This is a genomic window from Microvirga sp. VF16 (genome assembly GCF_016864375.1).
Lineage (GTDB): Bacteria > Pseudomonadota > Alphaproteobacteria > Rhizobiales > Beijerinckiaceae > Microvirga.
Map to the genome: position 1 here is coordinate 207,480 of NZ_CP069358.1, position 15,473 is coordinate 222,952.

Annotated in this window: 9 protein-coding genes and 1 pseudogene; 8 read left to right on the forward strand and 2 right to left on the reverse strand. The window is 57.8% G+C overall.

The annotated features are described in order from the left end of the window. Positions 1-4 precede the first annotated feature (4 nt). Positions 5-295, reverse strand: a complete 291-nt coding sequence (locus JO965_RS48760) for a hypothetical protein (protein WP_246777318.1) — start codon at positions 293-295, stop codon at positions 5-7. Positions 296-319: 24 nt separating this feature from the next. Here JO965_RS48760 and JO965_RS48765 point away from each other — a divergent pair, with 24 nt between their 5' ends. The 8 genes and pseudogenes from JO965_RS48765 to JO965_RS43900 all read left to right on the forward strand — a co-directional run bounded on the left by JO965_RS48765 (position 320) and on the right by JO965_RS43900 (position 8,138). Continuing rightward, positions 320-538: a hypothetical protein gene (locus JO965_RS48765; RefSeq protein ID WP_246777319.1), complete on the forward strand. Its 219-nt coding sequence runs from the start codon at positions 320-322 to the stop codon at positions 536-538. A gap of 30 nt (positions 539-568) precedes the next feature. Then, positions 569-1,266 (forward strand): annotated as a pseudogene (locus JO965_RS43870) (IS6 family transposase). Positions 1,267-1,513: 247 nt separating this feature from the next. Next, positions 1,514-2,695: a LacI family DNA-binding transcriptional regulator gene (locus JO965_RS43875; protein ID WP_203447846.1), complete on the forward strand. Its 1,182-nt coding sequence runs from the start codon at positions 1,514-1,516 to the stop codon at positions 2,693-2,695. A 75-nt stretch (positions 2,696-2,770) separates the two neighbouring features. Beyond that, complete coding sequence (locus JO965_RS43880; RefSeq protein ID WP_246777320.1) at positions 2,771-3,652, forward strand: carbohydrate ABC transporter permease; 882 nt, start codon at positions 2,771-2,773, stop codon at positions 3,650-3,652. After that, complete coding sequence (locus JO965_RS43885) at positions 3,642-4,475, forward strand: carbohydrate ABC transporter permease (RefSeq protein WP_203447847.1); 834 nt, start codon at positions 3,642-3,644, stop codon at positions 4,473-4,475. The genes JO965_RS43880 and JO965_RS43885 overlap by 11 nt, the downstream gene beginning before the upstream one ends. 27 nt (positions 4,476-4,502) lie before the next feature. After that, positions 4,503-5,798 (forward strand): ABC transporter substrate-binding protein, encoded by a 1,296-nt coding sequence (locus JO965_RS43890; RefSeq protein ID WP_203447848.1) that lies wholly within the window; start codon positions 4,503-4,505, stop codon positions 5,796-5,798. Between the two features lie 117 nt (positions 5,799-5,915). Beyond that, on the forward strand, positions 5,916-7,352 hold the full coding sequence (locus JO965_RS43895; protein WP_203447849.1) for an FAD-dependent oxidoreductase: 1,437 nt from the start codon (positions 5,916-5,918) through the stop codon (positions 7,350-7,352). A gap of 63 nt (positions 7,353-7,415) precedes the next feature. Then, the gene (locus JO965_RS43900) at positions 7,416-8,138 is read left to right on the forward strand and encodes an IS6 family transposase (protein WP_203447919.1); all 723 of its coding nucleotides are present in this window, start codon (positions 7,416-7,418) and stop codon (positions 8,136-8,138) included. Positions 8,139-8,303: 165 nt separating this feature from the next. Here JO965_RS43900 and JO965_RS43905 read toward each other — a convergent pair whose 3' ends face one another. Then, entirely contained in the window at positions 8,304-15,269 is a 6,966-nt protein-coding gene (locus tag JO965_RS43905) for an RHS repeat domain-containing protein (RefSeq protein WP_203447850.1), read from the reverse strand. Positions 15,270-15,473 lie beyond the last annotated feature (204 nt).

Sequence of the window (15,473 nt, forward strand, 5' to 3'; positions counted from 1 at the left end):
GCTCTTACGTGGGATTGCCCTTCTGGAGCGTCTTCTCCATCTCGTGCATCATCGCCTGCTCGATCTCGTCGAGGTTGGCCTTGACGGTGTCGCCGCTGGTCTGGGCCTTGGCACGGGTCACCGGCACCTGCTTGCCCTTGGGCCGGTCGCTGGCCATCCGCGGCTGAGTGGGGAAGTGGCCATCCAGAGTATCGATCAGGCTGTTGAGCGCCGCATCGGACAATGGAATCTCCGGAGCGTCGTCGAGCCCTCTCAGGGCTATGGACTGTTTGGTGTAGCGGGGATCGTTCGTCACCTCAGGCCCGAACCACTCGGGGGGATGAAAGCCCCTCGCCTCCTCGTCGGATGCAAACTCCACGGTGACGAGATGCAGGACACGGGGCCGGATGATCTCGTCGACCAGAGCATGACCTTCACCGATCGGCAGGGCTGTGCGGGTGTAGGCGACTTCGCCGGCCCAGACCTCGAGCAGCGCGTGAGTGTGGGCGACCGGGATGTCGGTCTGGTCGGCTCCGTTGCATTAACCTTGGCGGGTTAGCAAAGGGCGACTACCTGAGGAGCCGTCCTATTGTCTCTGTTCAAGCGCCGCCGCTTTCCGGTCGCGATCATCCTGCTGTGCGTGCGCTGGTACTGCAAGTACGGGATCAGCTATCGCGATCTGGCAGAAATAATGTCCGAGCGCAGTGTCAGCGTCAATCCAAGCACGCTCCTTCGTTGGGTCCAACGCTATGCACCGGAGATTGAGAAGCGGATGCGACCATACCAGGGACCTCGCTCAGGCTCGTGGCGGGTGGATGAGACCTATGTACGAGTTGGCGGACGCTGGCGGTACTTATTTCGAGCGGTCGACAAGCACGGTCGGCTGATTGCCTCCATGTTATCCGATCGGCGTGATACGGGAGCGGCGTATCGCTTCCTGCGCAAAGCTCTGAGGGCGGTGAGCGACTATCCTCCCTCATCCATCACGACCGACAAATTGGCCTCATATCCGAAGGCCATTCGGCGCTTGCAGAACGAAGGGCTGCTGCCGCAGGCTGTCGAACACCGCACCTCGAAATACTTGAATAACATCATTGAGGCGGATCATGGCGCACTCAAGCGCGTGATCCGGCCACCCGCCGCTTCCAGCGAATGAAGACTGCCTCGACGACCCTGACGGGGTTTGAAATCATGCGAATGGTCCGCCGAGGTCACTGCATGCTGAGGTATGCTGGCGTGACAGGCGAAATCCGTCTCATTGAGAAGCTCTTCGGACTTGCAGCTTGAAAGGCCATTGAACTGGGTTCGTTATGCCCTTTTCAAGTTACTGCAACAGTGCCAATCGGAATCTGCAGGTCCCCTCCGGAAGACGGCGATCAAGTCAGATCAGCGCCCGGGCGATAATAGCCAAGGCCACGGGCGACATTGTTGCCCGACGTTTCCTTATGCTCCCCACAGTCCGGCAATGGGTTCTCAAGTTCGGCCCTGCTTTCGCCTGCAATTGCCGCCAGTTGCGGCCTCGCCCCACTGGTACGTGGCGGTTCCGAACTCCCCAACAATTTGCAACTTTTCCTTGCGCATCGGAGCAGCTGCTGTTAAACGTTTAACTGTAAAACGTTTAACAAGTTTCCTGATGATCAAGCGAAAGAGAGCCACCCTGAAGGAAGTCGCCACTCGTGCCGGGGTGTCGATTGCAACAGTGTCCAACGTCTTCAGCGGTCGCAAGCCGGTGAATGCGGATCTGCGGACGAAAGTTGAACAGGCTGCAAAGGAGCTTTCCTATCAAGTTAACCGTGCTGCCTCGCAGCTTAGATCCGGACGGGGTCAAGTAGTGGGGGTGCTTGTTCCAGATCTCGATGACACCTTCTTCACCTCTCTCATCTCCCGCCTGGAAGTGATGGCACAAAAGGATGGCTACGATGTCATCGTCGCGAGCTCACGCGACGAGAGAGAGATCGAGGAATCGCGGTTACAGACCCTCCTTGGCTGGCGGCCCTCCGGGATTATTGCCGTTCCCTGTTCCAATCGGATGCCCGCCATCCTCTCCCGCGAGGTCGGACGGCTTCCCATGGTTTTGGTTGATCGTGTGATTGCGGACTCCGCCATGGTCGACACCGTGACGATCGACAACTTCGAAGCCGGTGAGATCGCCGTCCGCCGGTTACTTGACATGGGCCACACCGACATCGTGTTAGCCGCGTCCCACCTTGATATCGCGCCGATCCGGGAGCGCATCAGAGGCGCCACGGCAGCAGCGCGGAGCCGTGGCGCCCACAATCCCATCGCGGTCGAAGTGGGCTCGAATGCTGATCGCGGCGCCGAGTTGTTCGCCGACTGGATCGAAGGCAACACGGTGCCTTCGGCAGTCCTGGCGTTGACGAACGTCACCACATTGGCCGTTCTGACCGCTCTTGCTAAACGTCGTATCGACGTTCCCGAGCAGGTCTCTCTCATCGCCTTCGACGACTACCCCTGGATGAGCGCGCGTAAGACGCCTCTCACGGCGATACGCCAGCCTGTCGACGAGATCGCCAGCGCCGCTTGGGAGCGATTGAAAATGAGAATGGAGGGCGACGTGTCCCCGCCCACTCCCACCATCCTTCATGCAAGCCGGCAGGATCGCGCGTCCGTGCGTCGGTTCGGGGCGCCCGTGTCCGGCCTCTCTCCAAAGGAGAACGCTGAACCACCCGTCTATACGGCCGTGAACACGACATAGGAGTGCCTGAACATCAGAGCCGAAGCGTCACATAAGAATGCGCCGGCAACAAGACGCTCGAATGGGAGGAGCAACTTGCGTTCCAACACCAAGACCATCGCCCCGGCTGTGCCCTTTTTGGCACCGGTGCATATTCTGATCCTGAGCGTTATTGTCATACCGTCGCTGTATGTTGTGTGGCTCAGCCTGAACTCCTCGACGTTCGGGCAGTCTGCCACCTTCGTCGGCTTCGACAACTATATCCGCACTCTGACGGACCCGGCCTTCCTCCACGCCTTGGGGAATACGGTCCTCATCGTCGTCTTCGCTGTCCATCTCGAACTCGCAATCGGCTTGGGGATGGCTCTCCTGTTCGCCAGCGGATTGCCGTTCCGGCGTATTCTTTTGGTCGCGGTTCTCGCTCCCTATGCCGTTAGCGAGGTGATCGCGGTGGCTATGTGGCGCTTCCTCTTCGATCCAGACGTCGGACCAGTCACTGTTGCTCTGGCGTCCCTCGGCCTCCCGGCTCTCGACTGGTCGTTCGAGCCATCCCACGCTCTCGTCATGATTGGGCTGCTGACGATCTGGCTGCACCTGCCCTTTACCTTCATCATCCTGTACGCGGCACGGCTGGCGATCCCGAAAGACCTGTACGAAGCCGCCCGCATCGATGGCGCGACCCCCTACGCCGCCTTCCGGCACGTCACGATGCCGCTTCTCGGTCCTGCAATCGTTGTGGCTCTCCTGTTCCGCTACATTTTCGCCTTCCGCATCTTCTCAGAGGTCTGGCTGATGACGCAGGGCGGACCGGCGCGCTCAACCGAGGTGGTCGCCGTCTACCTTTATCAGGAAGCTTTCCGGTTCAACGCCTTCGGCACGGCCGCCGCCACTGCCTGGATCATGGTTGTCGCATCCCTCATCCTAGCGGCTGGCTACGTGTTCCTTCTTCGCAAGCAGGTGGTCGGCAATGCGCACTGATAAACTCGCCATCGGGCTCGGGAAAGCCATCGCCGTCTGCGCGATCCTGATCTGGTCGCTCTTTCCCATCGCCTTCATCATCATGTCCGCCTTCAAGCCAGGGCAGGACATCTTCGCGGTGCCCCCGAAGTTTGTGTTCACGCCAACTTGGCACCACTACGGCAAGCTTTGGTCTGACTGGGGGATGTTCTTCGCTGGGCTCTTCAACAGTACGATCATCACGATTGGTGCAACCGCGCTAGCAATCATGACCAGCACAAGCGCTGGATATGTCTACTCGCGCTACAGCAGCCGCTTCCTAAATGCCAGCGTCCTGTTCCTGATCATCGTGCGTCTCATCCCACCGATTGTCGTGACCTTGCCGCTCTTCCCGATCATCAATGCGATGGGTCTCAACGACACTCATATCGTCCTGGTTGTGCTCTACGCGACCTTTTTCGTGTCACTTGGAACCGTACTGATGCGGACCTTCATCGACCAGATCCCACGGGAGCTGGACGAGGCAGCACAAATTGACGGCGCAACTCGTATGACCACGCTGCGCCGGATCATTGTGCCACTCGCAGCGCCCGGGATCCTCGCGGTCGCCGTCTTTGTCGTGGTGTTCGCGTGGAACGAGTTCCTGTTCGCCTTCATCTTCACGGCAACGAACGCGAAGACAGCGCCGCTCGTGATCTCGGAGATGATCGGATCGATTGATGGTGTCGACTGGGGCGTACTGTTCGCCGCATCGACCATCCAGCTGATCCCCGTTTTGCTGTTCGTCGTCCTGATGAACCGATACCTCGTGGCCGGCCTCACGGCCGGCGCGACAAAGGGCTAGTCCAACAAGCTGAAAAGGGAGGAAACCATGTCAGCCAAGTCGTCCATGACCATTACACGGCGTCATCTTCTCGGCACAGCACTCGGCGGTGTCGCCATTCTTGCAGCCGGGCGGTCGTTCGCGGCTAGCAAGACACTGAATGTGCTCAGTCACAAGGTCCATCAAACGGTCCTCGGCTCCGGTGATGGCGACCTCCTCAAGGACTGGCGCTCGGCCAACGATGTCGACATCGCCTGGAGCACCTTCGACTCCAATCCGCTTCAGGACCGCCTCTTCCGCGAAGCGAGCCTGAATTCCACCGAGTTCAACGTGGGCTATATGATCGACAACCGGCCGACGAGCCAGATCGCTGCCATGTTCGAGCCGCTCGACGAGTACCTGAAGAAGGAGCCAATTGAGGCCTTCGACGACATCGCGCCGGGTCTCGTGCAGGGGATGACGGTTGACGGCAAGTTGATCGGTATCCCGGTTCGCCACGCCACACAGGGTCTGTTCTACAACGAGGCTCTTCTCGAAGAGCAGGGGATCACTGCACCTCCGTCAACGCTTGAGGAGTTGGTGGAGCAGGCGCAGAAGCTGACATTTACCTCGAAGAGCGGTACGCGCGTTTCGGGTATGGTTCTGGCGAGCGACCTCGCTGTCTTCCCGGTGATGTTTGCCCGCGCCTTTGGTGGCGACTTCCTGACCAAGAAGTTTGAGCTGGTCCCGGATTCAGCCGCCATGGAGAAGGGGCTGACAGTTCTCAGGAACATGTTCGATGCGGGAGCACTGCCCCGTAGTTACGCCACGACCAAGAACGATGATCAGGTCACGTGGATCCAACAGGGCCGTGCGGCCTTTACGGTGCTGCCCTTCGCGCGGCACGCGCAGCTCAACAATCCGGAGCAGAGCAAGTTCCCCGGAAAGATCAAGGTTATTGAGTTCCCGGTCTCGGCGGCTCTCAAAGGCAAGACTCCGATGGCCACGGTCGTCGAGTCCTGGGGCATGGTCATCCCGGCGAATTCCCGCGACAAGGACCTGTCCTGGAAGTTCATTCGCGAGGTCTCAAGCAAGCGGGTGACCCTCGGCATGGCGATCAACGGCAACGGACCGGTGCGGGTATCGACCTACAAGGACGGGTCGTTCGCCGGCAAGAACCCCGTGGCCGCGGTAGAGGCTGCTGCGCTAGCGAATGCACGCGGGGCATTCCCCCCGTTCCCAGAAGCCGCGCGGGCTCAATCCATCTTCCTCGAAGAGGTGCAACTTGCGGTGCTTGGCCGTAAGCCGGTTAACGAGGCCATCGCAAGTATCTCGTCTCGCATCAAGCCGCTGCTTCCGACCTGATCGGTGAATAAAAAACGCCGGGCGAAGCTCCCGCCCGGCGCTCGATAGGCGACCTGCATCGCCGCCATCATGGACCGTATGGAAACGCCACGTTCCACTCTGAAAGAGAGGCAATCAATGACGACCCAGACAGCCCGTTCCATCCAGGAACCCGCCCGGACGACACCCGTTATTGCTGACTATGACGTTCTCGTCGTTGGCGGTGGTCCAGCCGGGCTTACCTCCGCCCTTGCCGCCGCCGAAGACGGGCTGCGGGTCGGTCTCATCGAGAGTCGCAGCTTCGTCGGTGGCAACATGACAATCGGATTGCCAGTTCTGGGCTTCCTGGGTCAAAAGGGCAACCAAATCATTGAAGGTCTTCCGCAAAAGTTCATCGACCGGCTCAAAGCGCGCAGCGGCGCGAGCGAGCATCGGCCATGCCCGCTGCACATGGGCATCACCCTTGTCGAGCCGGAAGCGGTCAAGACAGTGGCGCTCGAAATGTTGACCGAAGCCGGCGTTGATGTACGGTTTTATACGTTCTGTGCGGGCGTCGTGATGGACGGCGACAGAATTTGCGGCGTGATCACCGAAAGCAAAAGCGGCCGCGGCGCCATCATGGGCAAGGTCGTCATCGATTGCACCGGCGATGCCGATGTAGCGTATCGCGCGGGGGTGCCCTGTGAAAAGGGCAACGAGAACGGCGGCATGCAGCCCCCGACCCTTATGTTCTGCCTAGCAGGTGTTGACACCGAGAAGCTTCGGATGAGTATTGCCGAACAGCCGAAGGGTGCACGCACCTATCTGACCGATTTCATCCCGGCGGAGTATTTTGGCCAGAACCATCAGTTCATCATTGTAGGCCTGCGCGAACTCATCGCGAAAGCGCAGACTGAGATGGGCCTCAAGATCCCCAATGAGCGTACCATCATCATCACGGGCCTCCGTGAAGGTGAGGTTTGGATCAACATGACCCGGGTGAAGGGGGTCGACGGAACCAGTGCCGAGAGCCTCACCCGAGGCGAGATCGAGGGTCGTCGGCAGATCGACGATATTATTACCTATCTGGTGAACTATGTTCCAGGCTTCGAGAAGGCACGCTTCACGAAGACGGCGCCGTTTATTGGCATTCGCGAAACGCGGCGGATCGTAGGTCAATACGTGATGACGCAGGAAGACGTGCTGGGTTGCCGGCATTTCGATGACGCCATTGCAGTTGCGAGCTACCCCATTGATATCCACCGTCCGGCGGACGACGGTTGCACGCTGATATGGTGCGGTGACTGCTACGACATTCCGTACCGCTCGCTCATTCCGACCAAGGTGAGTAACCTGATTGTCGCCGGACGCAGCATCTCCGCCACCCATGAGGCCATGGGCGCCATCCGAGTGATGGCCACCTGCATGGCCATGGGAGAGGCAGCCGGCCGAGCCGCCAAAATCTCCGTAAGAGGAAACAGAACCCCGGCAGAGATCGACGTTCAGGAACTGCGCAGGCAGCAGATTGAGCACGGCGTTTATTTGCGGACCAGGGACAAGCAGGTCGGCGAAGCCGCACTTGAAAAGGCTATGTGAGCACTGTCCGGCGGCGGCGGATCGCCTTGTTGGGCATCGTCAAGTTAACCAGAGGGTGACCGGATCGGGGCATATGTAAGGGATGAATCCGACCCGTCATCCGCCCGCCACCGCTTCCCGGCTGAGGTGATCAGCCATGCTGTCTGGTTGTACTTCCGGTTTCCCTTGAGCCTGCGCATGGTCGAGGAGATGCTCGCCGCCCGCAGGATCGGGGTCAATCATGAGACGGTGCGGCAGTGGGCCCTGAAGTTTAGCCAGGAGTTTGCCGCGCAAATCCGCAGGCGTCTTCCGGCACCGGAAGACAAATGGCACCTTGATGAGGTCGCGATCAGTATTGCAGGTCGGAAGCACTGGCTCTGGCGAGCCGTCGACCAGCATGGAGTCGTGCTCGATATTCTGGTGCAGAGCCGCCGCAATACAAAAGCCGCCAAGCGTCTGCTGCGCAAGCTGCTCAAGAAGCAAGGTATCACACCGCGCGTGATGATCACTGACAAGCTGGCCAGCTACGCCGCCGCGAGAAACAAGGTTATGCCCAGCGTGGAGCATCGCCAGCACAAAGGCTTGAATAATCGAGCCGAGAATTCTCATCAGCCGACCCGACGACGCGAACGCATCATGAAGCGCTTCAAATCAGCCGGGCAGGCCCAGCGCTTTCTCTCAATTCATGATCAGGTCGCAAACCTCTTCCACCGCACCGCTAACACTACTGCCGCAGAACATCGCACCTCCCGAGCCCAGGCCTTTATGACTTGGGCCGAGGTGACGGGCCTTGTTGCTGGCTTCTGACCGGCTGATCCCGTGGCGCTCTGTGACGTCAACTCATTAACCTGACGGTGCCCGCCTGAGCAGCCCGAGCCGAATGGCGGGTTAGCTGGCCAACCCGTCAGCGCCGCGTCTACAGCATGAGAACCGGCCATGTGAAATTGAGGCATATGCAGGACCACAGTCTGTTCAACGGTCTCGCACAACATCGACGGGATAGCCGTGCCGCTTCAGCCACATGTCTTTAAGCCTTTGCCATGGCCCGTATCGTGACAGGCCCAGCTTGGCCTCGATACCGCCGATGTGCATTGCAAAATCGTCACCTAGCACCTCTACATGCACATCTATGAATCGCTTAAAAAAGGGCGTTCTTTTGTAGACCTCTGTTCTGACCACGTACCCAGGTCTACCACTAAGTGCTTGCCGCAATAGATCAGCGATCTCATCGCGAAATGCATTTCCTGCTGTCCTGTTTAGCTGTACCTGGGCAGGCGTAGTGGCACTTACTACCCCGCTTGGTGCCCCACGAGGTATGCGAGCCCCTTCTACCATCCCTCCTGCTTGCACAAATGCCTGAGAACCGTATGCGATAGCCTCGCCGATCGCCTCGACTTTTCCGATCCACCCCCCAGCCAAAGAGGCTCGTGCAGCGGCCTCGCCGGTGAGTTCAGCCAACTCGAATGTTTCGTAAGGCGTTCTCGCCACACCCTCAAGGAATGCGGGAATTCCGGTAACAAACCATCCGCCCAATGATCCAGCACGCTCCCAGGCACTCCTCCCCGGCGCGGCCAGTTCGTTCCAATACTCACCCTGCCTTCTTTGCCAATAGGGCTCGGGCGCATACCAGCTGTAGGAAACACCAGGAGACCCCGTACTTCCAGATGCCTGATCAGGCTGGGGCCCGGTCAAACCGCTTGAGCTGCCTCTTCCACCGAACAGCCATTCAGCGGCAGTCCCGATCGCTCCGGCCACAAGACCTGGCCACCATTCCCCACTTGTCGAGGGAGGGGCGTTGCCCAAACATACCTCGGCCGAAGCCCCGGCACATGGATCAAGTCCAGTTGGGTCGGCGAAGTTCACTGGATCTCCAAACGCGAAAGTGTAAGGGTTGGCCTGAGACGCTGATCGAGCAATGGTAAGTGGATCTCGCTGAACAAATCGTCCGGTCTGCGGCGTGTACGTGCGATCCCCCAAAAGTGTGATGCCGAATAGCTCAAGGGTCGCTCCGCGGTTCCAGAGATATTTTGTATAGGTTGCGGTGCCCTCGTCCCCGCTATCACCGTGAATATCGCCGTACGCGCGATAGTCAACGTGTTGGACGATGCGCCCTTCCTTATCTGTAAACAGCCGATTGGCGCTTGCGTCCCCGTGGTGGTAGAGGACGACCGAACTGTCCCGAGCGCCGCGCCTTGCTGCTATAATTCCCATTGGCCCGGGGATGCGACGTTCGATGAAAGGCTGCTTGTTAGGGTCGCTGGACTCCGGCTCTCCAAGGATGGAAAACTCCGATTCTTCAACGAGAGGGCTGCGGCGCCGATCCCGACGCTTTACGCCAGCGGAAGCATTCGTCAAAGTTAACTCTGACACATTGCCAAAGGGATCATCTCGGATGATGGCGCTAGCTGCACCGTTGCGTGTTTCGACCAACTTTGAGAGAGAGTCGTAGACAAACGTCCGCGCGGAGCCAGCGGTATCCTGAATTCTCGTGATATTTCCAAGAGCATCGTAGCCATATGTGCAGGAAAGAGAATCTGTTTCAAGGAAAGGAGGTGCTTCAGGATCGTCGGACGAGAAAGGTAGTTGGTCACTTCGGCAGAGACGGTCCGGATCCCGAATGTCCTGGATCAGCCTCAATGCAGTAAGCCCAACATGATCATTGATCTTTGCCAAGTTTCCTAACGGATCGTAGAGAAATGATTCATCGCGAACCACATGGGCCAATGTTCCTCTGATCGTGCGAGCCCTCTCCAGTTGGTTCAAAGCGTTGTAGGCGTAGGTCGTCGTCTCTGTGATCCCAGCCGTGCCACCTCTTGGAACAATTCGCTCGCTTCTCGCCTTCAGACGATTCAGGCCATCAAACCCAAGGTAGGAGGAGGCGCGGGTATCCGTTGCATTGGTAATTATCTGCTCCTCTAGCTCTCGACGTCGATTGGGACGGTACGCGAACGTGGCCGTGACACCATTGCCTAGACGGACATCCTGATAGCGCCCAAATGCATCGATTGCCGCCGCCTGAAAAATGGGCGAGGTCCCGAAGCTGTCCGTCCATGTGACTCCCCGCACCCGCCTCGCACTGTCGTAGGTGTAATCCACGGTCTCGAGCTCACCATGCGTATCCGGCAGCCGGAATCCAAGGGCACGAAGCTGTCCAGTGGGTGTATATTTCCGCTCCTCCATGAACTGACGGTCCGGCTCAAGCGGTCGTACCTGGGAAATGAGAGACAAACGTCCCAGCGAATCGTAGCCAAAGAATGTCTTGTTTCCCTCTTCGCAGGCTTCGGCATCACACGCGTAAGCCATGCGTCCTCGGAGATTGGTCGGCGTCACCGGCACCAAGTGATCAGTGTCACCTGAAGGCAGGTCATAATAATAGTGATAGGTTCTTTGCGGATCAGACTCTCCGCCGGTGATATGCTCGACCTTAGTCAGGCGATTGAACCCATCAAACGAGTTTCGAACGACGCGGGTTCTTGGTGGCGTTTCGCTGTCCAGCCAGCTGAACTCGCTGAGATTGCCCTGATTATCGAACGTAAATTTCCGCGCGGAGGCGTTAGGCTGTCGAATTTCGAGCAACTGCCCCAATGAATCGTAATTATACGACCAGAGCACAGGTCTGACGCCGGCCACAGACGGCTTCGTCCACCGTCGAACATCTGTCAGATGCCCAAGACGGTTATAGCCATAGTCAACTAGCCCGAGCCGAATGCCCTCTTTTTCCCGGGATTTCAAAATAATCCGTCCCGTGGCCGTCGAAATCACTTCGTCGTACACGTCGGCCTGTGGACTACCTGGAAGAAGCTCGTTTGGGCCTTTGATCTGAATGGCAAGTTGATGATCTCGGAAGCTGTAGCTGAAGCAATGAGGATAGCGATCGAGCGACTCATTCGTAAGAGTTGTAAATGCTTGAGGTCCTTCGCCGTCAATCCTGCAGCGAAGGCGATTGTCAGAATAGTAATGGAAGCTTGTGCCATACTGCAGTGAGGGCATCTCACCCTGCTCGAATGGTGAAGCCACGAATGTTGGTCGGCCAAGCCCATCATATTCGATGTATTGCGTGACTAGCGTCTTGTCTCCGTAACTGCTTCCTAAGCCGCGCTCTACGAAGCGGAGGCGGCCCAACTCGTCAAAGTAGGCGGTGGATCGCGTCACATCAGACGGATCCAGTGTGGCACCGACGAGCGTGTCCTTTGGGATCCAGGTATGAAACTCCTGCTTCCTGATTCTCTTCCCGTTTGCGTCAGCCGGATTGTCATCAAGGTATTCGGTTCTGCTCAAAATGTATTCTCGGTCACCTGGATTCGGCACAATGGTGAACAAATTAAGCCTGCCGAACTTATCGTAAGATCTTTTTAGCTCAACGCCATTGTAGTCCGTCACACTTCGCAGAAGAGACGAGATCGGATCATGGCGGAAGCTCGTCATGAGCTCAGTGCCAGCGGATTCTACCATGATCAGATGGGGTGTGAGGCCAAATGCGTCGAAGGCAACTGACTGGGTACGCGTGATGCTCTCGTTAGGAGAGATTAGCGATACAACATTGCCGAAATCATCATGGTGTCGAATATCTGCAATAAACTCGGGAGGATTTAACCTCTCTCCAGTCTGTGCATTGTATCGCTCGACTATGCGGTGGGAGAGGAGACCAGCCTCTACCTTGCCTTCTTCCAGGTGGTCATACCGATATCGAGTACCGGCATAAGTAACTGCTGGCGGATTGTCCGCAGAGCAGGAGGAGAGAATGCGCGCTGCGTGAACAGCATCGACGATATGCGCTCCGGTTGCGACGCTAGTCGAATAGGTCAGACTTATACAGAGGTCATCATCGTCGCGCGCTGTATCATTTTCCAGACTAATGAGCAGCGGGCGCCCGAAACCATCAACGTTCACGGTGCGCGTCCGCATTTCAGTCGACGCCGACGATGGTGGCGCTTGTGTCCCGGTCCAGGATCGAACTTGTGCGGAATACACAACGCCCGTGTGCCGGCAGAGCTGGGAATTGGCACCAGCCGGGAACCCGAAGATGTAGGGATGCTCCAGCTCAAAGCATTCGTTCTCGTAAGCGCTCGGGTCGTCGGCTGTGGGCTGGAGTTGTGCTTGATAATCTACGTGCCGATTGCCATGCCAGCGCGGATCTGTCGGGATGAAGAGACCGACCAGGTCCCAGGGATCTGTCGTAAATCGCCCGTTGAGGAAGTGGGCGTCTCGAAGCCGACTGACCAGTGCGTAACGGTCGTACCCAGGCGCGACCTCGTCAGCACCCAATGCATCATAGATGGTAGCTGTGCCTTCTAAGGATTCAACTGGATCAGCAGCATCATCACTCGAATGGGCTGATTTCAATCCTTGAAGGGTCACGTATCGTCGATATCCGGCAAACGTCCAGCGGCTAAGGAGTGCGTCGTAGCGCAAGCTTGCGTTGCCGTACGCATAGTGGGTCGGCTCGAGCGACGTGCCAAGGGTTCTATCTCCGACTGGTTCGGCGATCACCGTTGTCTTGGCTACAACGATTTCAGCGAACGGAACCTGATGTGGTGTATGAGTATCGATCTTTGCGGATCCGTACTCGATCTGTGTCGTTCCTCGATAACCGTTGCTGATACTGCGCAGCCGACCCGCATCATGCGCACCTGCTGTAGTGGAGCTCCCGCGCAGCTGAGCAACCTTTAGCTGGCCCGGATCAGCCCATATCATGTCCGGTCGGCCGTCACTGTTGATATCAACTAGACCTGCAACGGTTCTCGCGAGTTCTCCATCGCACCGCTCCCGGGTGAGCGACAGTTCGAAGGACAGAGCCGAACCGATAAGCTTTGCACCGGTGAAGCCTGAGCCAGTACCAACGCGGATTCGCCATCGAGGAACAAGGTCGTCCTCATCCGGTCCATGGTAGACGTAATCAGGAATCCCATCGCCCGTGAGATCCACAAGAGACGAGAGATGTCGACTGTCAAACACCGTCCATGCTGCTCCGGTGCCGCATACCGACGAACGCTCACTCCTCATCGACGCGACGCGGCCTGGGATATTCAGCGACGTCGGCACAAAGCCCAAAGGCACACCTTGATTAAGCAGAACGCGGGTAACACCCCCAGTTAAAGTTTGGTAATAGTCAACGAGGCCATCTCCGTTGACCTCAACGAATCCACACTCCATCCAGGTGCCCCCCTTATCCATGCCGCCTTCGTCGCCTTCACGCCAGCGCTCCAGACCGCATTCAGCATCGTCAGGGCTCCAGCGATTGAGATCTTGAATGAGAGTGGTTGCAGCATGAGTAAAGCTGGGCGCTGGTCCTCGAGAGGTGTTATAGTAGACAAAGATGTCATTGTAATCGGTCGACGTGAACGGGCCGTCGCTCGTCGTCGTCGCCGGGCTAAACAGGTCTTCCTTGTATTCGCAGTGAGCTATCGTACCGTCGCCGCTAGTCCCCAACCTCCGCTCGAGTTCTTCCGCCGTGGGGCACTCTTCCGACCGGTTATCAAAGACATTTACCTGCGGCGGAATCCTGCTGAGCACAAAATCCGGATGACTGTCCCCGTTGACGTCAAGCAGTTTCCACTCAGTGATTGTCTTACCGTCACGCGGGATACTTGCCGGATTCGTGGGTTCAGGGGGAGGTAAGCCGGGGCTCTCAGGAGGAGGCCAGTTTGGGCAATCCGCCCGGTGCAAGTGCCAGTCAGTGAGGTGGTACTCGTAGCAATACTTGAGCCAGATGTCCTTGTGAGTTCGCGCTCGAGATAGCGGCAGAAAATCAGATTCGAATTCATAGCCGAGGGTCTTCAGTTTAGTTCGAATATGAGCGATGTACACGTGACGCTTCTGCCACTCTATTGCTTCTGGCCCTTCGCCTGGTTCGGGGGTGTTGAGGAACAGGTACCAATTGTCCTTGTCCTCCCTCTGAGCCCAAAGAACGTCCAAGCGACCATCGCCATTCCAGTCAAGGATCTGCATCTCAGTCTCGAGCCATTCGCCGCGAATGACCTGTTGGCCTGTCCAAGCAATCAGATCGGCCAGAGGGAAGAAGGGTCCTCTAGCATCAGGGCTGTTAAGTGATGTACCCGTTGCGTCAGTCACATTCCGTTGCAGCACTTGCTGGCCGCCAACTCGGTAAACCTGGTCCGGCAGGCCATCGCCGGTGAAATCCATCAACATATGGTCAGAGCCAATCGCTCGATTCGGGGAGAGCCCGAGGGTGTAACCCTGTCTTGAGCTTGCAAAGCCAGGACTCGCCGACGTTGAGTCGGACGGCAACGGGACCGTACTCGAAACCGGATAGCTCAACACGTTGTCGACGAGGGCCGATCCATACTGGTAGAGAGACATCGGAAGTGCGCTCGTGTCGTCCACATCGCCCTCGCCGCCAAGTTTAATCTGGGCGAGACGCGGCATCGCGGTGTCGGCATCGATTGAATAGTGCAAGAAGTAGGCTTTTAAAATCCGATAGTCTGAATCGGCCGGCGGGTCGCCTGCTTGGCTGTACACCGCGATCTTCTCGACCACTCGCATCTTGGTCCGGGCCGATCCATTACCTAGGTCATGCCCGAGGAACGCATGATGCTTGTATTGAATGGGCGGCGTGGTGGAGATTTGTTGCACACACTCGGTGAGCTTCGAATCGGGTGGATTCCAAGTCCGGTACTCCAGAACAATGCGGTGCTTGGGGTACGTGCCGGTTGGATCAAAAGAATATTCGATCGTGCTGAGCTGAACGTCCGGCCAGGCTCGCCAAGGTCGCTCGTCGCAGTACTCATGTCGGTCGAGCTCATACTCGAAGGTGATCTTGTTGTTGCCCGTTCGATCTGTCACTTGCGTTAGGTACCAGAGCGGGCTATTGCCGCCCTCAATCTGGCTGAATGTATAAATACGCCCCTGGGAGTCATGGGCTGTCCATTGATTTGACCTGGGCCGGAAAAAGAGTTCCAGATACGCGTCAGCGATCATGGGGCGGTATGCGTCAGAGACGCCTGTCGAATTCATGAGCATCGAGCGGCCACCCAGATTGAGGAAGACTCGCTCTGGCGGATCACCCGTGGCAGACGCTGGCTTGCGACGGCTCACTGAGGTTGAGCGCTGGACATAGGAATAGGGAACTGACCAGCCTAGACCGACATCGCCCACCTTGCTCCCGCCGTCATATACGATCTC